This window comes from Candidatus Methylolitoribacter marinus, from assembly GCF_051853155.1.
Lineage (GTDB): Bacteria > Pseudomonadota > Gammaproteobacteria > Burkholderiales > Methylophilaceae > BACL14.
Map to the genome: position 1 here is coordinate 778,463 of NZ_CP124221.1, position 24,594 is coordinate 803,056.

A 24,594-nucleotide genomic window follows, 5' to 3' on the forward strand; every position below is an offset into this window, starting at 1 on the left:
CTAGATTTTTATACCAGCAATATCAGCAACTGTATTAATATCTTTGTCGCCTCTACCAGAAAGGTTTACCAAAATTGTTTTATCTTTAGGAAGCTCTTTAGCCAATTTTTCTGCATAAGCAATAGCATGGCTTGTTTCAAGAGCAGGAATAATGCCCTCAGTTTTGCAAAGATTATGGAAAGCTGCTAGAGCTTCATCATCATTCACAGCCACATACTCCGCTCTGCCTGTATCTTTTAGCCAAGAATGTTCTGGACCAACGCCTGGATAATCCAAACCAGCTGACACAGAATGAGTCTCTATAATTTGTCCCTCTTCATTTTGCATCATGTAAGTTCTATTTCCATGCAGGACTCCTACCGGACTATTCGCAGTTAGTGGAGCAGCATGTTTACCTGTCTCAATACCATGTCCTGCTGCCTCAACACCAATTAATCTGGTCTCTTTATATGGAATATATGGATAAAAAATACCCATCGCATTTGAACCACCACCTACACACGCAATAACTGCGTCAGGCTGCTTACCTACTAATTCATCCATTTGCCCAATAGCTTCTTTGCCAACAACAGAATTAAAGTCCCTGACCATCATTGGATATGGATGAGGGCCAGCTACTGTACCAATGATATAAAAAGTATTGCTGACATTTGTTACCCAGTCTCTAAGTGCTTCATTAAGCGCATCTTTTAGAGTTTTCGATCCACTTTCGACAGGGACAACTGTAGCTCCCAATAATTTCATTCTATAAACATTCGGGCTTTGTCTTTTAACGTCCTCAGAGCCCATATAAACAACACACTCAAGCCCTAAGCGAGCAGCAATGGTAGCTGTTGCGACGCCATGTTGGCCTGCCCCAGTTTCAGCGATAACTCTGGGTTTTCCCATTTTTTTTGCTAACAAAGCCTGTCCGACTGTGTTATTAACTTTGTGGGCACCTGTATGATTAAGATCTTCTCTTTTGAAATAAATTTTCGCACCGCCAATTTTATGAGTTAATCTCTCAGCAAAATAAATTGGGCTCGGTCTGCCTACAAAATGTTTTAAGTCGTGATGAAATTCATCCAAGAATTCTTTATCATCCTTAAACTGGTTATACATTTCTTTCAGCTCATCAAGTGCCTCAATTAATGTCTCAGCTACAAACGTACCGCCATAGGGACCAAAGTGACCATTTTGATCAGGGAAATTATAATTATCCATTTTTCACAGCCTTAATAAATTGTTTTATAAGCTCTTCGCTTTTTTTGCCTTTCGTTTCACTTTCCACCCCACCACTTACATCAACCGCGTAAGGTTGGTAATCATTTAGGAGAGTTGTTACATTGTCAGGCGTCAAACCTCCTGCAATTATAATTGGCTTTTTTAAATTTCTTGGAATTAGTGACCAATCAAAAGACTTGCCTGTACCGCCAAAATAATCTGTATCAAAAGTATCAAGCAGAATTGCTGATGCGTCAACAAAATCATCACATATTTTTTCAATATTTGTATCTTTTTTGACAGAAATAACTTTAATAAAAGGAAACTTAAATGACGAACAAAACTCAGGGGTTTCAGATCCGTGAAATTGAATGATATCAATAACATTTTCACAAATTACAGAACGAACAAATTCAGCTTCAGAGTTCACAAATAATCCAACTTTTGTAATAAAAGGCGGAAGTGTTTGATTAATTTGAATTGCTTGTTCAATTGAGCAAAATCTTGGGCTGTCTTTATAAAAAACATAGCCAATAGCATCAGCGCCTGCATTGCTAGCATTTATTGCGTCATTACAATTGGTAATTCCACATATTTTTACTTTTGTATAATTCATATTATGACTGTATTTTTTAAATCAACTATCTTAAATGACTTTTCATACCTAATATTGGCAAGGTAGAGACCATTTGGTGAAAATGTATTCGATGCCTCCGTTCTGTCCTTAACCTCGAATAGGTATTGTACATAATCCAATGGTTTTTTTCCTGAAACGATATCTAGAATGACGCTCATCATATTTCTAATTTGGTGATGAAGGAATCCATCAGCAGTGAATTTAAAAAGAATAAAATTTTCTTTTTTTTGATAGCTTGCACAATGTATGATTCTTTCTGGCTTTTTTGATTGACACTCACTAGATCGAAAACTACTAAAGTCATGTTTACCAATAAATTCCTTCAAAACTTCATCAAGAAGTTTAAAGTTAATTTCATAGCCATAATGTCCAGCTTTTTGATACCAAATGGCTGAGGGTGTTTTAGTATGATGAAGCAAGTACTGATATTCTCTTTCCATAGCGTTAAATCGTGCATGAAAAGTCTGATCCACTTCAGATACCCATTTGATAGAAATATCGTGAGGTAAATAAGAATTAGCACCTTTTTGCCAAGAGCTTAAAGGTCTTTGTGATTCCGTATCAAAATGAAATACTTGACCAAGCGCATGAACACCAGCATCTGTCCTCCCGGATGCTTCAATCTTGATATCATGGTTAGCAATCTTTGATAAAGCATTTTGTAAAAATAATTGTATAGTATTTTGATTAGGCTGAATTTGAAAACCAGCATAGTTTGTTCCTAGGTACTCGACTATAGCAGCTATTCTCATAAAATAAATACAACCAAAAAGTAACAAAAAATGAATAAATAACCATAATTATTCAGCTCAAATGCAATTATCTTAATTTTCAAATTTTCTTGAGAAAATAAAAAACTATTAAAAGAATTTACAGGACTTCTGTAATTAAATTTTTTACGAGAAAACAGTCTGAAATAGCTAAATGTCAAAATTATTATCTTATACAATTTATTAACGTTCAAACCCAAAAACTTAAATGGATAAATAAAATACATGATTGAATTTACCACATCTATTTCTTGAGTTTTTAGTAAGTAAATTTTGGCAACTAAAAATATGTTTAGCAAAAGTAATGATTGTTTAAGGCCCGCATAAAAACCATCGTATGTGACCGAAAAATTAAAAAACTGAACCGCTATTTCCCCTGGAACAGATAGTGGAAAAATAATAAAGATGCTGATGAGGAAATATTTTACCTTTAAGAAAAAAATAAATGGATTGTGCTTTATATAAAAACAAACCAATATTAAAAAAAGAAGTAGGTAGCAATTCAGGGTTAATGATAAGTAATATATGAACTTGAGTGATATAAGGGTAGCTAATAATTTAAGAAGCTCAATCACTTATTAAAATGAGTTTTTATCCTCACGAGATAAGTTATCAATTACATCTGGTTCAGTATTTTGTTGGTTGGTATTAATTTCAGATGAGAATATTGGTTTTTCATCTTTTTTCTTTCTGGAGATGAAGAAAATAATCCCAACCACTAAAGTAATTAAAAATAAAAGGACTAAAACAATCATTAAGTTATTATTTTTATCATCATCTTTTAATAAAATTTCATTAATTTCTGAGTCAGCAGAGATAGAAGATGTGAACACATCACCATTAATTTCTTGTACATCATCATCTAAGACAATCTCCTCAATTTCAAAATCATCTCCTTTAATATCCGTCATTTCTTTTTGATCTGAGAAAGTCTCTGAAGGCTGATTCTTATTTTGAGCATCAGCTGTTAAATCGTTTTTCTTACTTTCAGCTAGCTCTTTTAATTTTTGTTCCGCCTCAGCAAGCTTAAGCTCTAACTTCTCAATCTTTTCTTTTTCTTTACTATTTTCTGGCTTCTTAATAGATTTATTTTCATTGGCTTTTGGTTGCGTTAGTTTTTTCCATTCATCATTTTGAGATTTCAAAATCTTTCTTGCTTCTAAATGACTTAATTCCGCAAAATATAATTTATTAGGTACTGTTAAAATCTGATTTTTATTCAATCCATTTATATTTCCTTCAGCAAATGCTTTTTTGTTATTTTGATAAATACCAACCACCATTTGCTCTAAAGTAATTCCTGATAGGCTATTTTCACGAGCAATTTGGTACAAAGTTTTACCTGGTGCAGATTTGACTGTTTTTTGCTCATCGATGTCTTGATCATCTATGACTGCTTCTTTGGTGTTTTTAACTACCTCCTTGGCTTGCTCTTTTTTAGCAGTTTGTTGATTTTCTTCTTCTACCTCTTCTTTTTGTGTCTCAATTAAGTCTTGATTTTCTTTGGATTTTTCTTTTGAATCAATTTCACGTTTTTTTCCTTCAGCCAAATCTTTTGCAGGAAGTTTATTGTTATCTTTCTTTGCAGTATCTTTTTCAAGAGTTTCATTTATCATCTTATCCATCGGGTCTGGTGGATCAAGAAGTACTGTGTATTCACGATAATTTCTACCCTTAGGCGAATCAATCTGGATTAACAAATCTAGGAAAGGGTCTTTAACCGGCTTGTCGCTTTTTAATTTTAAGTAAATCTTCCCCTCAGAGTTTTTTACAAAATTAGCATCAATGTTTGCATGGACAGGAAGTCTTTCAATACCCTGGGATTCAAAGTCTTCTTTTGAGGCAATGCTCGGGACTAACTCAGTCACATCATCAGCTTTGGTAAGAATGACCTCAATATCAGCATTCAGGGGTTGTTCTTGTTTCGAATTGATCGAGATTTTTCCTAGCTGCAGCGCTTGAGCAGAAAAAATAACTGAGAATGCAGTAGCAAAAAGAAATAATTTAATTAATCTAATCATTTGTTGGATATTATACTCAAGATTCGTCTTAATGGTTCAGCCGCCCCCCATAATAATTGATCCCCAATGGTAAATAGAGAGATCATATTGCTATCAAGGTTAAGTTTTTTTATTCGACCCACTAGAATATCTAACTTACCAGATGCATTGGTTGGGGATAAATGATTTATGGTCGCATCACGTTCATTAGTAATTAATCTTACCCACTGATTTCCTGCTGAAATTTTTTCATTAACATCCTCTATTGATAAACTTTCCTTCATTTTGATCGTTAACGCTTGGCTATGACATCTCATGGTACCAATTCGAACACATAATCCATCAACCATGACGGGTGCGTATTGTGATTCTAGAATTTTTAAGGTCTCATTTTGTCCTTTCCACTCTTCCTTGCTGCTGCCATTTTTAAGATCTGAGTCAATCCATGGAATTACACTACCAGCAAGAGGAACCCCAAAATTATTTATTGGCATATTTTTATCTAACATTGCACTAGATATCTTATGATCTATATCAAGTATTGATCCTTGTCGATTCTCCAACATATCAGACACTGAATTAAATAAATAACCCATTTGAGACAAGAGCTCTCTCATGTTATTTGCCCCAGCACCACTGGCTGCTTGATAAGTCATGGATGAAACCCACTCAACCAAGTTTTCTTTAATTAATCCATGTATTGCAAGCAGCATAAGCGAAACGGTACAATTTCCACCAACCCATGTCTTGGCGCCCTCCGAGTATGATTTGTCGATCAAATCTGAGTTAATTGGATCAAGCACAATAACTGCATTTTTTTCCATTCTGAGATGGGATGCTGCATCGATCCAGTGCCCGTCCCAGTTTTGATTTATTAGCTTGTCATAAACATCTATCGTAAATTGGCTTCCTTGACATGTGAGGATGACATCCATATTAGACAGCTCCTCGAGATTATTAGCATCAATAAGATATTCTGATTCTGCAAAATCAAAAGGACATTTATCACCAGCTTGTGAAGTTGAAAAGAAAAAAGAGGCATAATTTTTAAAATCATTTTCCTCGAGCATTCGCTGCATTAGAACTGATCCGACCATGCCCCTCCAGCCAACAAAACCAACTTTTAACTTATTCATTTATAAATTTCCTAAAATACGGTCACCCATCTCTTCGCATCCAATTTTCGTAGAGTTGTCATCCATTATGTCAGCAGTTCGATAGCCTTGTTGAAGTGTTTTTTCAACCGCTTCTTCGATCCTAATAGCTTCATTAGGCTGTTTAAAAGTGTATTTGTACATCATAGCTGCTGATAAAATCGTGGCAATTGGGTTAGCAATGTCTTGACCAGCTATATCTGGGGCCGAACCATGACTTGGCTCATATAAGCCTTTGTTATTAATATCTAAGGATGCAGAAGGAAGCATGCCAATAGAACCTGTCAGCATGGATGCCTCATCAGATAAAATATCTCCAAAAATATTTCCTGTAACCATCACGTCAAATTGTTTTGGTGCCCTGACTAATTGCATTGCCGCGTTATCTACATACATATGCGACAGAGATACATCTGGATAATTTGCTGATAAATCTACCATCACTTCTCGCCAAAGTTCAGTTGCCTCAAGAACATTGGCTTTATCTACAGAACATAATTTTTTATTTCTTAATTGAGCAAGTTGAAAGGCAACATTTCCTATCCTGCGGATCTCACTCTCTGAATAACGCATGGTATTAAAACCCTCACGTTCTCCGTTTTTAAGGTTATGAATACCCCTTGGCTGGCCAAAATAAATGTCCCCAGTTAATTCACGAACTATTATGATATCCAAACCAGAAACAATATTAGGTTTAAGTGAAGACGCATCCACCAATTGATCAAACAACATGGCAGGTCTTAAATTGGCGAATAAATTAAGCTCCGACCTTATTCGCAATAATCCCCTCTCTGGTCTCAACTCTCTTGGTAATTGATCGTACTTCCAATCTCCCACTGAACCCATCAGTATCGCATCTGCATCTTTAGCTTTTTGGAGAGTAGTTTGTGGTAATGGATCTCCATCTGCATCATAACCAGCACCTCCTATGGGCGCCTCATCAATATTAAAATTAGGAGACAATGCCTTAATTATCTTTACAGCTTGTTTTGTTATTTCTGGGCCGATACCATCACCGGGTAGGGTTAATATGTTCATTTTTATTCCTGTCTAAGCCACGGATAATTTGAAAAATAACTTTTTTCAAAATTTGCTATTACACTTTTATTCTCAAGAGTTAATCCAATCTCATCTAAGCCATTCAACAAGGAGCTCTTTTTAAATTCATCGATTTCAAAGGAATATGATTTTGAAGACTTAACAAATTGTTTTTCTAAATTAACTTCAATTTCAAGAGTTTTGGTCTCAGTTTCAGAAAATAACTCTTCAATTTCAACCTTTTGCAAAGTGATTGGCAAAATACCATTTTTAAAACAGTTGTTGTAAAAAATGTCAGCAAAACTTTCTGCGATAATGACCTTAATACCAAAATCTAATAATGCCCAAGGTGCATGTTCTCGACTAGACCCGCACCCAAAATTTTCTCTAACCAATAGAATCTTACTGTCTTTAAATTGTGGTTTATTTAAAACAAAATCAGGGTTGATCGATCTTTTAGAATTATCCATACCAGGCTCACCATGGTCTAGGTATCGCCATTCATCAAACAAATTTGGCCCGAAACCAGTTCTTTTGATTGACTTTAAAAATTGCTTGGGAATGATTGCGTCAGTATCAACATTAGATCGATCAAGAGGGATAACTTTACTAACGAGATGTTTAAACTTATCCACTGATTTCCTCATTTCTTATATCGACAAAATGGCCATGAACTGCTGCTGCTGCAGCCATCGCAGGACTGACTAAATGGGTTCTTCCACCCTGCCCTTGCCTTCCTTCAAAGTTACGATTTGACGTTGACGCGCATCTCTCACCACTTTCAAGTCGATCTGCATTCATTGCAAGACACATTGAGCAACCTGGATCTCTCCATTGAAAACCTGATTCCATAAAAATTTTATCTAACCCTTCGGACTCCGCTTGTTTTTTTACAATACCTGACCCAGGAACAGCCATTGCTAACTTAATACTCGGATTAATTTTTTTACCTTTCAAATACCGCGCTGCCTCTCTCAAATCCTCTATTCTTGAGTTTGTGCATGAACCAATAAACACTTTATCTACAAATATCTCATTGATTGGAGTATTTTCATTGAGGCCCATGTATGCAAGAGCCCTTTGAAAATCAAGGTGCTTGTCCGATGTTAAATTGCTTTTTTTAGGAATAGATTCGGAAATTCCCTTCACCATTTCAGGAGATGTTCCCCAGCTCACTTGAGGCTCTATTATGGTCGCATCAATTTCAACTACTTTGTCAAAAACAGCATCTGAATCAGAGTGAAGTGTTCTCCATTCTTTTTCTGCCAGATCCCACATTTTATTTGTTGGAGCAAAGGGCTTATTTTTTAAATAGTTAATTGTAGTATCATCAACAGCAACCATCCCCGAGCGAGCCCCGGCTTCAATTGCCATATTGCACAGAGTCATTCTTCCTTCCATCGATAACTGCTGAATGGCATCTCCACAAAATTCAATAGCATAACCGGTGCCGCCAGCAGTGCCAATTTGCCCGATAACAAACAAAGCAATATCTTTTGCTGAAACAAGAGGATGAGTTTTACCCTGAACGTCAATTTTCATTGTTTTAAGCTTTTTTTGAATTAAGCATTGTGTGGCCATGACATGCTCAACCTCAGAGGTTCCAATCCCCATTGCTAAGGCTCCAAAAGCTCCATGAGTGCTTGTATGAGAATCGCCGCAAACGATCGTCATACCTGGAAGAGTCAAACCTTGTTCAGGTCCAATGACATGAACAATCCCTTGTCTCACATCAGACATATCAAACTGAAGCAATTTATGTTCTTTACAGTTCTGGTCGAGAGTCTCCACTTGGATTTTTGAAATAGGGTCCTGGATTCCCTTATCCCGATCTGATGTTGGCACATTGTGATCAGGAACAGCCACGATAGATTCCTTGCGCCACAATGGGCGATCATGAATTTTTAAACCCTCGAATGCTTGCGGGCTAGTCACCTCATGAATTAAATGACGATCTATGTATATGAGAAAGGTGTCTTCCTGAGCTAGAACAACATGTTTATCAAAAATTTTCTCATATAGAGTCTTTGCCATAAACTAATCCCTAAAATTACCAAAATTTAGAGGGTAGTCAGACACATTTGCTTTTACCAATGCAATCGACTCCTGCAAAATATCTCTCTTCGCACCAGTAACTCTAACCGTATCGCCTTGGATTGAGGCCTGGGCCTTTAATTTACTGTCCTTTAATAATTTGATAATTTTTTTTCCAAGCTCTTGATCAATTCCATCCGACACTTCGATATCAAGTTTCACATTGTTTCCTGAAATACTCTCAAGATTTTTATCCATCAATCTTTTAGTTGAGTCAGGTTCTTTTTTTTCGAGTGATGGAAGTAAAATATCTTTAATTTGATTAATCTGAAAATCATTATCTCCAAATAAAGTGATAATTAAATCCTTCTCGTTAAATTCAATACTTGCAGATGTACCTTTAAAGTCATAGCGATTTTGTATTTGCCTTCTTACAACATCGACCGCATTTGATAAATTAACCTTATCTGCAGATGAGCTTATATCGAAACTGGGCATAATTTAATCCTTCTTATTTCTACCTAAAGTTTTAAGTCTTAATGCGTTCAACTTAATAAAACCTTCCGCATCATATTGATTATAGGATCCTCCATCATCTTCAAATGTGGCGATATTTTCGTCAAATAGACTGTGAGGACTGCTTCGACCAACAACCTGAACAGATCCCTTGTAACAAACTAAATTAACCTCACCGGTAACATTTTTTTGCGTATGATCAATCAGGGTCTGTAATGCTTCTCTTTCCGGAGCAAACCAAAATCCGTTATATATTAATTTCGCATACCTCGGCATTAGTTCGTCTTTTAAGTGAGCTACTTCACGATCAAGTGTAATAGATTCAATGGCTCGATGAGCTTTTAATAGAATGGTTCCACCAGGAGTTTCATAACATCCCCTGGACTTCATGCCAACAAATCTGTTTTCAACTAAATCTAGTCGACCAATTCCATTTCTTGAACCTACCTGATTTAGATAATGAAACACTTCATGAGGTTTCATGGTTTCATTATTGATAGCTACAGGGTCTCCATTCTCAAAAGAAATTGATAATGATTCTGGTTCATCATTTGCTGCTTCAGGCGACTTAGTCCATCTCCACATCGAGTCTTCTGGTGGATTGCTAGGATTTTCTAGATGTCTACCTTCATAAGAAATGTGAAGAAGATTAGCATCCATGCTATAAGGACTTCCTCCATTTTTATGCTTCATTTCTACAGGAATGTTATGTTTTTCAGCAAAACTTAATAATTTTTCACGACTTAAAAGATCCCACTCTCTCCATGGAGCGATCACTTTAATATCAGGATTTAATGCATAGGCATTCAATTCAAATCTAACCTGATCATTACCCTTGCCAGTAGCTCCATGAGCTATTGCATCAGCTCCTGTTTCAGCAGCTATTTCAATTAGTCTTTTTGCAATCAGTGGCCGAGCTATTGATGTTCCAAGTAAATATTCACCCTCATAAATAGCATTGGCTCTAAACATTGGGAAAATATAGTTTTTTGCAAAATCTTCCTCAAGATTTTCAATATATATTTCTTTAATTCCCGCTTGTTTTGCTTTTTCTCTGGCTGGCTCAATTTCTTCACCCTGACCAATATCAGCCGTAAAAGTAACCACTTCACAATCATATTTTTCTTGAAGCCATTTCAAAATTACAGAGGTATCTAATCCACCTGAGTAAGCCAAAACAACTTTTTTAATTGAATTCATAAAATTAAACTTTCCCAATAAGAAGATATTCTAGTAAAGCTTTTTGAACATGCAAACGATTTTCTGCCTCATCCCAAACCACAGACTTAGGTCCATCAATAACATCAGATGTAACTTCCTCTCCTCTGTGTGCCGGCAAACAATGCATGAATAAAGAATCTTTTGCTGAGACATCCATCATCTCTTGATCAACTTGCCAATCTGCAAAAACTGATTTTCTTTCAGACTGCTCTGCCTCGTACCCCATACTTGTCCATACATCAGTAGTTACAATGTGAGCATCTTTAGCTGCATCCATAGGATTTTCAAATTGTTCAAAATGAGAATCATCGTATAAGCCTGCTCTCTCAACCTCAACCTCATATCCTTTTGGGGTTGACACATGCATATTAAAATCTAATAACTCTGCAGCTTGTAACCAGGTATTACAAACATTATTAGAATCCCCAATCCAGGCGACTGTTTTTCCCTCAATTGAGCCTCTATGCTCGATAAAAGTAAATATATCCGCCAAAATTTGACAAGGGTGATACTCATTCGTCAGTCCATTAATCACAGGAACTCTGGAATTCTGAGCAAATCGTTCAATGATTTCCTGTTCAAATGTCCTTATCATCACAACATCACTCATTCGAGAAATAACTTGAGCTGCGTCCTCTACAGGCTCTCCCCTGCCTAGCTGAGAATCTTTTGTATTTAGATAAATAGCTGCTCCACCCAGTTGATGCATACCTGACTCAAAAGACAATCGTGTTCTAGTGCTTGCCTTTTCAAAAATCATAACCAAAGTTCTATCTTCAAGTGGCCAGTATTTTTGATACTCTTTAAACTGTTTTTTTAGCCATTTTGCTCGATCAAATAAATAATATATTTCATCTTTTGTAAGATCATTGAATTGTAAAAAGTGCTTAATCGTCATGTTTGATTTTCTTTCAAATAATTTTTTAACATCATTATTAAATTAGAAACCAAAAATTCTGACTCATCATCATTAATAATTAGTGGAGGAACAATTCTTATAACATTTCCAGATGTCACGCTGATCAGTAAATTATATTTTAAAGCATAAGTCATCAGCTCTGGGCAATCATGGCCAAGCTCAATACCGATCATTAAACCTTGCTGTCTAACGTCAATAACAAAATCCAAAGATTTTGTTTGTTCTCTCAAAGCGTGAGCAATTTTTGAACCTTGAATTGTTACATTTAAATAAAGCTTTTCTTGATCCAAGACATCAAGAGTTAAATTACCTGCTCGGCATGCTAACGGGTTTCCTCCAAATGTTGAACCATGTTGTCCTGGTTTAATAATATTTGTTATTTTTTCGTTCACTAAAGTAGCCCCAATAGGAACTCCTGAGCCAAGACCTTTTGCGCTGGTTAGAACATCCGGTTTAATATCTGAATACTGATAAGCATATAATCGACCAGTTCGACCCACGCCAGTCTGGACTTCATCTAGCATAAGAAGCCATTCATTGAGATCACATATCTTTCTCAAATCATTTAAATATGATGAAAGATTTTTTGGAAGTCTTACCCCACCTTCACCTTGAATAGGCTCAACTAAAATAGCAACAACATTTTTATTCTGATCAGCAATTTTTTTTAAAGAATTTAAATCATCAAAAGGAACTCGGATAAAGCCTTTTAAAAGAGGCTCAAAGCCAGCTTGAACTTTTCTACTTCCAGTGGCAGATAAAGTTGCCATAGTCCTTCCATGAAAAGAATTTTCCATCACAATAATTTGCGGGTCTGTAACTTTTTTTGAATTAGCAAACAGTCTCGCAAACTTTATAGCTGCCTCATTTGCCTCACAACCTGAGTTTGAAAAAAATACTGCTTTCATGCCCGTCAATTTTGTAAGTCTTGCAGCAAGTTTTTCTTGTTCACTGATATTCACGTAATTAGATACATGAATAAATTGATCAAGCTGATCTTTTAATCCCGAAGTAAAATAGGGGTGAACATGGCCCAAAGTATTTACTGCAACCCCAGCTAAAGCATCAAGGTATTTATTTCCATTTTTATCAAATAACCAAACGCCCTCACCTTTTTCAAAAGAAATAGGAAGTCTTCCATACGTTTTTAAAATTGAATTGTTTGATTCCATCTGGAATAAAAAACGGCGGCTACAGCCGCCGATTTTTACAAAGTTATTAAAGGTAAATTATAAACCAATTAAGCCTTTATGTGATAGTCCGTTTGTCATTAAAAATAACATCGGAATTGATAACAAGGTGTTAGTTCGAGATGCTAAAAAAGCAATTCTTCTAGCAGCAGTTTTTTCTGCATCGCTCGCTGGCTTTAAACCAAGAATTTTTTGTTGGTTTGGCCAAATAAGAACCCACACATTGAATAACATGATAGTACCCAACCATGAGCCTAATCCAATCGCTTCATAACCGCCACTCAATGTAAAAGCAGGAACAAAATTAGCTCCTAAAAGTGCAGCACCTGCAATCCATGTAGCCAATGCTGCCCAACGAAACCAAAGAAGGGCTAATGGAGCAACATGTTTGGTAATGCCAGCTGCTGTTCCATCAGCATTAGCATTTTTCAAAGCTGGAACTTGAACAAAATTGAAATAATAAAGTAGGCCTATCCAGGCCACTCCTACAATAACATGCAGAAATCTAACAATCGCGGTGAAATAATCGTACTCCATAATAATCTCCTAATATCTGGTAATGTAAATTAAAAAAAGTTTTTCAAGAGATATACAAAAACAAAAGTAAGTATAACGCCTGCGACAATAGTTCCGAGAATTGAATCTAATGGGTTTTTCATAAAAATTTCCTCCAAATTTTAAGAATAGACTATATTATTTAACAACATTGTCAAGATTGAAAAGGTTTCATTATTAACTATGAGAAATGTATCGTCAAAATATAAAAGTTTCCGATGGATGTTGTTGGCGACATTTTCATTTAGCATAATGGGTTTATGCGTAAAATTAAACTCCACTTCATTTAATGAATATGAATTAGTTTTTTATCGTTCGTTTGTGAGTTTAATTATCCTTGTTGTGTTGATGAAAAAAAATGACATTGCTATTAAAACAAAATATGTATGGTTTCATTTTTTAAGGTCATTTATTGGATTCCTGAGTCTTTTATTATTCTTTTACGCTATTACAAAACTTCCTCTGAGTACATCCATGACACTCAATTACACATCCCCTATTTTTTTGGGGCTTATGATTCCCTTATTAATGAAACAAAAATTTAACAGTTCCAGCTTATTTCTTCTTTTAATAGGATTCTTAGGAATTGTATTCATTTTAAAACCAGTTTTTAATCACAACTGGTTCGCAGGCTTAATGGGAGTCCTATCAGGATTTGGAGCCGCAATCGCTTATATTATGGTTGCAAAATTAGGTCAATTAAAAGAGCCAGATTTAAGAACGGTTTATTTTTTCACCTTAATATCATCAGTGCTTTCTTTTTGCTTGATGTTAAAAGAGGATATCAATCCAATTTCTTTTGACATCAGTTTAATTTATCTATTGTTGTTAGGGGTAAGTGCAACCATCGCTCAAATTGCTATCACAAGAGCCTACCGTGAAGGTAAAACATTAAATAATGCTGCTTATTCTTATATGACCGTAATCTTTTCAGTAGGTTGGGGAATATGGATATTCCAGGAAAGTCTGGATTGGTTAACGATGGTTGGAATCTTGCTGATTTTTTTAGCTGGTGTATTTATCAATAAAACTAAGTTAAGGCTCAAGTAATCCACATCGAATTGCGATAAGAGCTATTTCTGCAGAGTTATTCGCATTTAATTTTTGTTTAATATTGTATAAATGGGTTCCCACAGTGCGCGGACTTAAGCACATAGTATCCGCAATCTCGTTGGTACTTTTCCCCTTGGCCAAAGATATGAATACTTCAAACTCTCTGTCCGATAACACTTCAGTAGGGTCATTTTCTCCAGATAATTGAGTAATTGCTAATTGCTGAGCAACAGTAGATTCAATGTATTTTTTTCCACTTCCAACAGTTCTGATTGCATTAATCAGCTCTTCTGCAGCGCTTCTTTTTGTTAAATAACCAATTGCACCTGCACTAAGAACTCTTTTTGGATGTACGGAATCTTCATGCGCAGATAACACCAGTATTTTTGCATTTTTATCTTTTGCTATTATTCTCTCAATTGCTTCTAGGCCTCCAATGCCAGGCATGGTGATATCCATCACTACCACATCAGGTTTTATTTCTTGAAATTTGATGATACCTTCTTCACCTGTTTCAGCTTCGGCAATTACTTGCATATCTTTTTCGCTATCGATAAGCATTTTAAAACCCATTCTAACTACAGAATGATCATCAACTAACAATACATTTAAATTTGACATAGATTCCTATCTTTTCTTTACTGGAATTAATCCAGTGATTATTGTTCCGTTCTGGTCTGATTGTAACTCAAATTTTCCTCCAAGACCTTGAATTCTTTCTCTCATACCGACAATTCCAAATTGCTTAGAGGCTTTCAAAATATTTGTATCAAACCCCTTGCCATTATCGCTAAAAGTAACCTTTAAAAACCTTTTATTAGCCATTAAATCAATTTTTACTTCAGAAGCATCTGCATGTTTTAAGCTATTATTCATTCCCTCTTGTATGATTCTATAAATATTGATACTTATCTCCTCAGATAAATTTTCAACTCTATTATGCTTAAAAATTACTTTTATCGCAGGATATTGTTTTTGCCATACACCAACTAAATCATTAATTGTTTCCACTAATCCAAGATTATCTAGTGACCCAGGTCTTAATTTACGAATGATGTTATGCATACCATCATATATTTGATTGGCAGCGGACGTTACAGACTCAGCACTCGTTGCAATCAACTCATTCCCCTTGGCTTGATTTTTAATATTTTGCGTGAAAATTTTTATAGCAGAAACATACTGACCAAGTTCATCATGCAGCTCTCGTGCCAAACTTCTTCTTTCATCCTCTATTCTTTCTCGAATAATTCCAGTCAATTTTCTATTTTGGTCTAAAGCTTTTTTTGACTTTTCTGCTGTTAATTTTTCAGATATGTCTCTCATGCTCACAATATCACCGATCACCTCTTTTTTATCTGGATCAAATAGTGGAGATATTGAAATAGAGACATCTATCATTTTTTTAGATTTAGTAAGACGTCTTGTTTCAAGATTTTGAATTTTTTTATTCTTGTGTGTATAGGATAAATTTGATTTAAGTTCACCCAATTTATTTTTTGGAACAATCAATTCAACAGATTTACCCAGCACTTCCTTTTTTCGAAAACCAAACATGTTTTCAGCAGAATGATTCCAAAAATTAATTTTTCGATCTGAATCTAAAATCATTATGGCATCGGCTGTTTGCTGAGATATCAGAGCTAATTTTTTATTTTCATTTAAAAATTTTTCCAAAGATTGTCCCATTTTATTAAAGTTTGTTGCGATTCTTTGAAAATCTGGAACATCAAATTTTGGTAACCTTGTTTTTAAATTACCTCGTCCAAAATCCTCTATTCCTTTTAACAATGGGTTGATTGAAGATAGCCACCTTCCTAACAACATATAAATAAAAATATTAATTAACAGAAAAACAATTAATGAAATATATATAAAACTTCTTGTATGGTACCAAGCTTCTCTGATTGCGCCATCAGGAGCTGACTGAACAATTAACCTTCCATATTTAATAATTTTTGCATTTATTTCTTGCGGCGGTGCCATGTAATTTTTAAACCATGCCGGGGGGGTTATCTCTTGACGATAGGTTGATGTTGGGGATTCATACAATAAGTGGTTATTTAAATCATAAAGCGAAATGATATTACTCCGAACATGTCCTAGTTCAACTAGAAATGGTTGTATCACTTGATGTGTATAACCCCACTCTGGATTTTGTACAGAGCTAGTTATAAATGTATCCAATAATTGCAGACTAACTCTGTGTGATGATTCAACACCCTCCTCAATCGCTTTTTTTGAGGATTTCATGAGCGTAATTGAAAGCCCGATCAGAAAAAGGATCATGATTAGTGCAATTAATAAATTTAATCTTAATCTTAAGCTCATAGAAAAAATAAAATTTGGGAAATCAAAAAAACACTTGTATTATAGTTTATAACAATGACAGCAATATGATTTTATAATTCACATCAACACACTTAATCTAACGAAATTCAAAAAGGGAGGTTTGAATGGCGATTGAATCAGTGATGCATGAAAATAGGGTCTTTAACCCGCCAAAAACATTAAGTGAAAATGCATATATAAAAAACCAAAAAGAATATCAACTGCTATGTGATACGGCTGAGGCAGACTATGAGGGTTATTGGGCAGGCCTGGCAAGAGATTTAATAGATTGGAAAAAGCCTTTTACCAAAATTCTTAATGAAGATAATGCGCCATTTTATAAGTGGTTTGAAGATGGTGAATTAAATGTTTCCTATAATTGTATTGATCGACATCTTCCGAACAAGAAAGATAAAGTGGCTATTATTTTTGAATCAGATAATGGTCAAGTAACTAAAATCACTTACCAAGAGCTATATGAAAAAGTTTGTCAGTTTGCAAACGGCTTAAAAACTCTTAACTTAAATTTAGGTGATCGTGTCATTATATACCTCCCTATGGGTATAGATGCTGTTGTGGCTATGCAAGCATGTGCTCGAATTGGTCTAACTCACTCCGTTGTATTTGGTGGATTCTCTGCAAAAAGTATTCAAGAACGAGTAATTGATGCAGGAGCAAAATTAATCATTACAGCTGACTATCAAAACAGAGGGGGGAAAGAATTACCTCTTAAAACTGCTGTTGATGATGCCATTCTTCTTGGTGGTTGTGATTCGGTTGAAAAAATTATTGTTTTGAATCGAACTGGAAAAGAAGCAAAACTTAAAGAAAATGAAATTGATTGGCATGCATTATGTAAAGATCAAAAAATGGAATGCGAGCCAGTATGGGTGAATTCGGAGTATCCATTATTTCTTTTGTACACCTCTGGATCAACAGGCAAGCCAAAAGGGGTTCAACATTCATCTGGAGGCTATCTACTTCATGCAATCAACACAACCAAATGGACTTTTGATTTAAAAGATGATGATATCTTTTGGTGTACAGCAGATGTGGGTTGGATTACCGGTCATACTTATGTGGCTTATGGTCCATTAGCACTGGGTGGAACACAAATTATTTTTGAAGGGGTACCTACCTATCCTAATGCAGGTCGTTTTTGGGAGGTCGTACAAAAACATAAAGCGACTATCTTTTATACTGCACCGACTGCTATAAGGGCATTAATAAAAGCATCTGAAAGTGACGAAGCAGTGCATCCAAAATCATTTGATCTAAGCTCATTAAGAATTTTAGGAACGGTTGGCGAACCCATTAACCCCGAAGCTTGGATGTGGTATTACGAAAACGTGGGCAATTCAAAATGTCCAATTGCTGATACCTTTTGGCAAACTGAAACTGGCGGCCATGTCATTACACCACTTCCCGGCAGTACCCCCTTGGTTCCTGGTTCTTGCACTCTCCCCTTTCCAGGAATTTCAATTGATGTAGTGGATGAGACTGGTCAAAACCTAGAATGGGGCCAAGGCGGGCTGTTAGTTATTAAAAAACCATGGCCATCTATGATCCGAACTATATGGGGCGATCCTGAGAGATTTAAAAATAGTTACTTCCCAAATGAATTAGGTGGAAACTTATACCTTGCGGGCGACGGTGCGGTAAGAGATGCTAAATCCGGTTATTTTACTATCATGGGTAGAATTGATGATGTGCTAAATGTCTCAGGGCATAGATTAGGAACAATGGAGATTGAATCTGCACTTGTTGCTAACGAGCTGGTAGCCGAGGCAGCTGTTGTTGGAAGACCTCATGACGTTAAAGGGGAATCCATCATAGCCTTTGTTGTTTTGAAATCAGAACGTCCAAATTCCGAAAAAGCGACAGAAATAGTCAATGAATTACGTGCCTGGGTAGGAAATGAAATTGGACCCATTGCTAAACCTGATGAAATCAGATTCGGTGATAATTTACCTAAAACCAGATCAGGAAAAATTATGAGACGTTTGCTTCGATCAATTGCAAAAGATGAGGAAATCACAGCAGATATATCTACTCTAGAAAACCCTGCTATTCTGGATCAACTGAAGCAAAAAGTTTAAAATGTTTTAATGCTAAAAACAATTAATGCCGTTTTAAAATCTAAGAAAATAAAATATTTTTATTACGGCATTTGTTCATTAGCATCGATTATCATTTTATCGGTAACTATTGCATATCACTTTTTTCTAATACCCAATGTAGAGAACTACAAACAAAATATTGAAAGCTTTATCGCCAAGGAAACAGGCGGCGAGGTTTCAATTGATAAACTAAATATAGTATGGAATATCACGAACCCTTGGTTTCAGTTGCGAAATTTCACTATTACAGATAAAGATAATAATAAAACCATTCAATTGAATGCTATTGATTTTGAAATATCGTGGCTCAGCATACTCAAATTTGAGCCAATCTTAAATCAAATTATTATTGGTGATCTTGATATCTTGGTTGAGAGAACTGTTAACAATAAATTAAAAATTGCAGGAATTGAAATCATTGAATCATCTGAATCTTCTCTTTCTGATTGGCTTCTTAATCAACATGAAGTTAGAATAATCAATGGAAAAATAACTTGGAGAGATGAATACAGAGCAGCAAGAGATTTAATTATTAGTGGTATAAACTTTACCTACTCAAGTCCCACATACCTTACCTACCTTGATCGTCATAGATTTAATTTGAACGCACTAGTATCAGAGGGAACAAAAGATAGAATTTATGTAAACGGATTCTTTGATTTAGATTCAATTGATCGCATAGATCAAATTAAAACAAAGATGAAAGTGAATATATCTCAAGCTTTTTTACCATCATTTAAACCCTGGATCGATTACCCCTTTGATGTTAAGCAAGGTTATGGTGACCTAAAACTTAATCTTGCATTTGTTAAGAATGAAATTCAAGAATTAAAAACATCTTTCAATATAGAGAATTACATCGGTAACTTTAATAATAATCAAGATAAGTACATCAATATTTCTGAGTTATCAGGTAATGCAATATTTGACAACAGTAATAATGAAAAAAAGATAGCGTCAACAAATTTAAACCTTAAAACAAACAATATTGATATCAAAAACAGTGCATTTGAAATCAAAGTCAAAGATAATTTAGCGCAATCATTTAAATTAAAATTAAATAAACTGAATATTGATGCAGCTGAAATAATTATCAATCAGACTCCATTTTTTGAGGGTTTAAAATCTTATCTTGATGACTTTAGCCCTACTGGTGATATTCAGAATCTGCAGTTATCATGGGGAAAAAATAAAGAATTAATAGCCACTGGATCTTTGATTAATTTTGGTATTAGCTCACACAATGAATTTCCAGGTTTTAACAATCTCTCGGCTAGCTTTGATATAAAAAATAATAGAGGTTTTATCGACATTGCAAGTAAAAATATTACCATCAACCAACAGGATAAACTCAGAACAAATTTAATCTTTGATTCCCTTAATGGTTTAATTAAGCTTGATGGAGATAATTATAAATTTACAAATTTGTTACTTAACAATAATGACTTAAACTTATTAACATCTGGAACAGTAAATCTAAAAAATTTAAACAAACCAAATCTAGATCTAACTATCAATGTATCCATACCAGATATTTCTAAAATAAAAAAATATTATCCAAAAAATACAGATCCAGATTTGCTTAATTGGCTTGATACATCTCTGCTTGCAGGAAGTATTGAAAATTCAAAGATAACTATCAAGGGTCAGCTTGATAAGTTGTTTGACAAAAATACACAATCAATTCTTCAAATCTCTGGCAGTTACAATAATGCAAACATTGAGTATGCGACAGGTTATCCTGAGATTGAGAAGGCGAATATATTATTTAACCTTGATTCTAATATTCTTACATTATTGGCAAAAGATGGAACTGTGGCTGATCAAAATATTTCAACATTAGAGGTCATATCAGACTTATCTGAAACAGATTTAATGATCAATGCACATTGGATTACCAGCGGTGGGACCAATAATTTAATTCAGGCTATTAATAACTCCCCTTTATACGAAGATACAAAAGAATTTACAAATCAGCTGATTACGACAGGAGATGCTTCACTTGATCTTAAAATTAATCTCCCAATTATGAATCTAGATAAAATTGACTTTGATGCAAAATATAAACTGAATGATATAAACATTCAAAATCCAAGAATAGGTCTTCCACAAATAAAAAAATTAAATGGCATCCTTTTCATTAAACCTAATTTTTATGAACTTAAAAATGCATCTGGATCAGTTTTTGAAATGCCGATAAATGTCAGTGTTCTTGGTGAAAGCAATTTAACTAAAATTAATGCCACCGGAACAATTAATGAAAAATTTTTTATTGATAACCTAGGATCAGGTTGGATGAATAAGGTCCAAGGGTCTGCAGAGTGGATTTTAAAATCGAATATTACAGAAGAATCTAATTCTTTGTCTTTAGAGACTGATTTAAAAGGAATAGAGATTAATGGACCTCAGCCATTAAATAAAAAACAGGACGAGGTAAAAGTATTATCTATTGTTAAAAAGCCAACCAAGAACAAATCTACAAATTATATTATTAGGCTGGACAATGATGTCAACGGAAAAGTTTACATGAGCAATAATGGTTGGTCTGGTCAGATTAATATCCTATCCAATGAAGAGTTCCAAGACAGGAATGGGTTGTCATTTTTTGCAAACTTCAAAGATGTTGATCTTGATGATTTTTCATCACTAATCAACTTAAAATCAGACAATAAGCAACAAAAATTTAAGTTTGGCAAATCAAAAATAAATTTTGAAAAATTAGCTGTAAACGGTTTCAATCTTCATCGATTAGAAACAGTTGTCTTTCCATCCAATAACAGTCTGAAAGTATCCTTATATTCAAACGAAATTAAAGGTAATGCATTATGGAATAACAACGAAAGAAAGCTTACAGGAAGATTTAATAAATTTATCATTTCAAAAGATAAACAAATAGGTAAATTAAATGATGAAGATAATTTACCAAACACAACACAACCACTATCCATTGATTTGATGATTGATGAAGTGATCCTCAATGAAAAAAGTATGGGCAAATTCGATATCCAGGCATCAAATATAAATAATCAAATTTGGAAAATAGAAAATTTCACTGTCACCAACCCTCATCATGAATTTAAAGCAGACGGAGAATGGCAAGCAAAAGAAATTGGTACACAGACCAAAATGGACTTCAAATGGAAGGTGGATGACTTAGAAAAAACTTTAGAACAACTTGGGTATCCCAATCTGGTCAAAAAAGGAAATGCGAGATTTAATGGGATTGCTAATTGGGAAGGAAGCCCCTTTGATTTTTCTTCAGATCTAATCAGTGGCAATTTTTCTATGGATATCCAAAAAGGAGAAATACTCGAGGCTGAACCTGGTATTGGTAGATTATTCGGATTGCTGACATTACAAAATTTACCCAAAAGATTAAGCTTAGACTTTAGTGACTTATTTTCTAAGGGCTTTATATTTGACTCAATAAATGCTGGGGTCCGAATTAATTCTGGTGTACTGAGCTCAAATAATTTTAAAATGATCGGTCCGGCTGCGGAAGTATTAATGGATGGTGAAGTTGATCTTATCGAAGAAACACAAAATCTTCATGTTACTGTTAAGCCATTTGTGAGTGATTCACTGTCTCTTGCTGCACTAGCTGGAGGCCCTCTTGTAGGTGCTGCTGCATTTATTGCGCAAAAGATACTTAAAGATCCATTAAATAAAGTAATGACCGATGAATATCAAATCATAGGAACATGGGATGATCCAATTGAGATAGATAAGCCAAAATCAGAAGAATTATCTGAACTGGTGGATGAAGAGGTTATCCAACCTTCTGAAAGTATTTTACAAAAACTAAATATATTTAAAAATAAAAATGAATAACGAAATAGATAATCTGATATTAAACCCAGCAGAACTTGATAACCAAAAAATACAAAAAGTGATTAATAATTTGAATCATAAAAATATCGATTACAGCGACTTGTATTTTCAATACTCTAAAAATGAGTTCTTTGCTATTGAGGATGGCGCAGTAAAAAATGCTTCATTTAATATTGATAATGGTTGTGGCGTTAGGGCTGTCTCCGGTGATAAAACCGCCTATGCATATACTGACGAAGTTAATTTTCAAACGCTAACCCAATCCTGTGAAATCATAAATGCACTTAGATCTCAGGGTCAGAATAAGACCGTTCCACAAGTTAGCTCAAACAAGCCGCGACAACTTTACCAAAGTATTGATCCAATAATCAATACAGGCGAGAAAAAAATTGAAATTTTAAAAAAACTGGAAAGCTTAGCTTTTTCTCGAGATAAAAGAATTATCAAAGTTAGTGCTTCACTTGCGGCTGAATATGATGCAATTTTAATTGTAAATAAATTCTCCGATATGAAAACTGATATTCGCCCTCTTGTTCGATTATCACTAAGCATCATTATTGAAGACAAAAACAGAAGGGAGGTTGGAACAGCTGGAGGTGGCGGAAGATTTAGTATTGATTATTTTACTGATGATGTTCTTAACCTATATATTGATGAAGCATACCATCAAGCCGCAACCAACCTTGAAGCTATACCGTCTCCTGCGGGAATGATGCCTGTAGTTCTAGGTCCAGGTTGGCCAGGTATTTTACTTCATGAGGCTATTGGACATGGCTTAGAGGGAGACTTCAATCGGAAAGGGACCTCAGCTTTTTCTAAACTGATGGGAAAACAGGTGGCTCATAGTGACATCACTATTGTTGATGATGGAACAATTCAAGACAGACGCGGCTCATTAAATATTGATGATGAAGGCAACCCTACACAGCGGACTGTTTTAATTGAAAATGGTATTCTAAAAAATTACCTGCAAGATACTTTAAATGCAAAACTAATGAATATGCAAATTACTGGAAATGGTCGAAGAGAGTCTTATGCTCATATTCCAATGCCCAGAATGACTAATACCATTATGACGAATGGAAAACATAACCCAGATGAAATAATTAAATCAGTAAAAAAAGGAATCTATGCTCCTAATTTTGGCGGTGGTCAGGTTGATATCACCAGTGGTAAATTTGTCTTCTCCTCCTCTCTTGCATGGTTAATTGAAGATGGAAAAATTACCCGACCAATCAAGGGCGCTTCCATTGTTGGGAATGGTCCAGATATCCTTAAAAAAGTCTCAATGGTTGGAAATGACTCTTCATTAGATACGGGCGTTGGAACATGCGGAAAAGATGGTCAAAGTGTTCCTGTTGGGGTTGGCCAACCAACTTTAAAGATTGATGAGATACTTGTTGGTGGCTCTGATACTCAGGGTTAATTTATTTATTAACCCTGTTTTTATATTCAAGTGTTCTAGTATCAATCTCTATCATATCGCCAGTATCGCAAAATAAAGGTACCATCAGTTCAAAGCCAGTATTGATAGCAGCTGTTTTCATGACCTTACCGGAAGATGTGTCTCCCTTGACAGCAGGTTCAGTATAAGTGATTTCTCGAGTAACTGCATTTGGTAACTCGACTGAAATTGCTTTTCCTTCATAGAAAACAACCTCACATGACATACCATCCTCTAAAAATTTTAAAGCATCTTCCATGCTGTCTGGACCTACTTCATACTGATTGTATTCTTCATCCATAAATACATAAGCTGGATCAGCAAAGTAAGAATAGGTAACTTCCTTCTTCTCTAAAATAACGACATCAAATTTATCGGATGCATTAAAAACTGATTCGTTAGCAGATTCGTTGAGTAAGTTCTTTAATTTCATTTTTACTACCGCTGCACTTCGTCCAGATTTGTTGTATTCACATTTCAATGCAACCATTGGATTTCCATCCACCATAATAACGTTCCCTGGTCTAACTTCCTGTGCTGTTTTCATACCTATCCTTGAAAAAAAATTTTGTTGATTA

Annotated in this window: 20 protein-coding genes; 4 read left to right on the plus strand and 16 right to left on the minus strand. The window is 34.9% G+C overall.

The annotated features are described in order from the left end of the window. From trpB to QFA95_RS04240, 13 genes are all read right to left on the minus strand, one after another. A complete protein-coding gene (gene trpB, locus QFA95_RS04180; protein WP_486462284.1) occupies window positions 1-1,203 on the minus strand; it encodes a tryptophan synthase subunit beta in 1,203 nt (400 codons plus the stop codon). Continuing rightward, complete coding sequence (locus QFA95_RS04185) at window positions 1,196-1,819, minus strand: phosphoribosylanthranilate isomerase (protein WP_486462285.1); 624 nt, start codon at window positions 1,817-1,819, stop codon at window positions 1,196-1,198. The genes trpB and QFA95_RS04185 overlap by 8 nt, the downstream gene beginning before the upstream one ends. Next, entirely contained in the window at window positions 1,816-2,592 is a 777-nt protein-coding gene (gene truA / locus QFA95_RS04190) for a tRNA pseudouridine(38-40) synthase TruA (protein WP_486462286.1), read from the minus strand. The genes QFA95_RS04185 and truA overlap by 4 nt, the downstream gene beginning before the upstream one ends. 596 nt (window positions 2,593-3,188) lie before the next feature. Beyond that, window positions 3,189-4,631, minus strand: coding sequence for a type IV pilus assembly protein FimV (locus QFA95_RS04195; protein WP_486462287.1), 1,443 nt, complete (start codon window positions 4,629-4,631; stop codon window positions 3,189-3,191). Further along, window positions 4,628-5,746 (minus strand): aspartate-semialdehyde dehydrogenase, encoded by a 1,119-nt coding sequence (gene asd, locus QFA95_RS04200; protein WP_486462288.1) that lies wholly within the window; start codon window positions 5,744-5,746, stop codon window positions 4,628-4,630. The genes QFA95_RS04195 and asd overlap by 4 nt, the downstream gene beginning before the upstream one ends. Then, a complete protein-coding gene (gene leuB, locus QFA95_RS04205) occupies window positions 5,747-6,802 on the minus strand; it encodes a 3-isopropylmalate dehydrogenase (RefSeq protein WP_486462289.1) in 1,056 nt (351 codons plus the stop codon). It abuts the gene before it with no gap. A 2-nt stretch (window positions 6,803-6,804) separates the two neighbouring features. Further along, window positions 6,805-7,437: a 3-isopropylmalate dehydratase small subunit gene (gene leuD / locus QFA95_RS04210; protein ID WP_486462290.1), complete on the minus strand. Its 633-nt coding sequence runs from the start codon at window positions 7,435-7,437 to the stop codon at window positions 6,805-6,807. After that, a complete protein-coding gene (gene leuC, locus QFA95_RS04215) occupies window positions 7,430-8,836 on the minus strand; it encodes a 3-isopropylmalate dehydratase large subunit (RefSeq protein ID WP_486462291.1) in 1,407 nt (468 codons plus the stop codon). The genes leuD and leuC overlap by 8 nt, the downstream gene beginning before the upstream one ends. 3 nt (window positions 8,837-8,839) lie before the next feature. After that, the gene (locus tag QFA95_RS04220) at window positions 8,840-9,334 is read right to left on the minus strand and encodes a YajQ family cyclic di-GMP-binding protein (protein WP_486462292.1); all 495 of its coding nucleotides are present in this window, start codon (window positions 9,332-9,334) and stop codon (window positions 8,840-8,842) included. A 3-nt stretch (window positions 9,335-9,337) separates the two neighbouring features. Further along, complete coding sequence (locus QFA95_RS04225; RefSeq protein ID WP_486462293.1) at window positions 9,338-10,552, minus strand: argininosuccinate synthase; 1,215 nt, start codon at window positions 10,550-10,552, stop codon at window positions 9,338-9,340. 4 nt (window positions 10,553-10,556) lie between these two features. Beyond that, window positions 10,557-11,471: an ornithine carbamoyltransferase gene (gene argF / locus QFA95_RS04230; RefSeq protein WP_486462294.1), complete on the minus strand. Its 915-nt coding sequence runs from the start codon at window positions 11,469-11,471 to the stop codon at window positions 10,557-10,559. Beyond that, entirely contained in the window at window positions 11,468-12,664 is a 1,197-nt protein-coding gene (locus QFA95_RS04235; RefSeq protein WP_486462295.1) for an acetylornithine/succinylornithine family transaminase, read from the minus strand. Before QFA95_RS04235 ends, argF begins: the two co-directional genes overlap by 4 nt. Before the next feature lie 57 nt (window positions 12,665-12,721). Beyond that, the gene (locus tag QFA95_RS04240; protein ID WP_486462296.1) at window positions 12,722-13,219 is read right to left on the minus strand and encodes a urate hydroxylase PuuD; all 498 of its coding nucleotides are present in this window, start codon (window positions 13,217-13,219) and stop codon (window positions 12,722-12,724) included. 240 nt (window positions 13,220-13,459) lie between these two features. On the opposite strand from QFA95_RS04240, the gene QFA95_RS04245 reads away from it, so the two are divergent. Continuing rightward, window positions 13,460-14,287 carry a DMT family transporter gene (locus QFA95_RS04245; RefSeq protein WP_486463449.1) on the plus strand — a complete coding sequence of 276 codons (828 nt, stop codon included), beginning with the start codon at window positions 13,460-13,462 and terminating at the stop codon, window positions 14,285-14,287. On the opposite strand, the gene QFA95_RS04250 is transcribed toward QFA95_RS04245, so the two are convergent. Together QFA95_RS04250 and QFA95_RS04255 are read right to left on the minus strand one after the other, a co-directional pair. Beyond that, window positions 14,273-14,911, minus strand: a complete 639-nt coding sequence (locus tag QFA95_RS04250) for a response regulator (RefSeq protein ID WP_486462297.1) — start codon at window positions 14,909-14,911, stop codon at window positions 14,273-14,275. The two genes, QFA95_RS04245 and QFA95_RS04250, sit on opposite strands and share 15 nt — an antisense overlap. Window positions 14,912-14,917: 6 nt before the next feature. Next, the gene (locus QFA95_RS04255; protein ID WP_486462298.1) at window positions 14,918-16,621 is read right to left on the minus strand and encodes a PAS domain S-box protein; all 1,704 of its coding nucleotides are present in this window, start codon (window positions 16,619-16,621) and stop codon (window positions 14,918-14,920) included. 125 nt (window positions 16,622-16,746) lie between these two features. Between QFA95_RS04255 and acs the strand changes: the two genes are divergently transcribed. From acs to tldD, 3 genes are read left to right on the plus strand one after another with little or no spacing between them, the layout of a single operon-like run. Then, complete coding sequence (gene acs, locus QFA95_RS04260; RefSeq protein ID WP_486462299.1) at window positions 16,747-18,720, plus strand: acetate--CoA ligase; 1,974 nt, start codon at window positions 16,747-16,749, stop codon at window positions 18,718-18,720. A gap of 9 nt (window positions 18,721-18,729) precedes the next feature. Next, the gene (locus QFA95_RS04265) at window positions 18,730-22,572 is read left to right on the plus strand and encodes a YhdP family protein (RefSeq protein ID WP_486462300.1); all 3,843 of its coding nucleotides are present in this window, start codon (window positions 18,730-18,732) and stop codon (window positions 22,570-22,572) included. After that, complete coding sequence (gene tldD / locus QFA95_RS04270; RefSeq protein ID WP_486462301.1) at window positions 22,565-23,998, plus strand: metalloprotease TldD; 1,434 nt, start codon at window positions 22,565-22,567, stop codon at window positions 23,996-23,998. Before QFA95_RS04265 ends, tldD begins: the two co-directional genes overlap by 8 nt. A gap of 1 nt (window position 23,999) precedes the next feature. Here the strand turns inward: tldD and efp are convergent, their stop codons facing one another. Beyond that, window positions 24,000-24,563 carry an elongation factor P gene (efp, locus tag QFA95_RS04275; protein WP_486462302.1) on the minus strand — a complete coding sequence of 188 codons (564 nt, stop codon included), beginning with the start codon at window positions 24,561-24,563 and terminating at the stop codon, window positions 24,000-24,002. Window positions 24,564-24,594 lie beyond the last annotated feature (31 nt).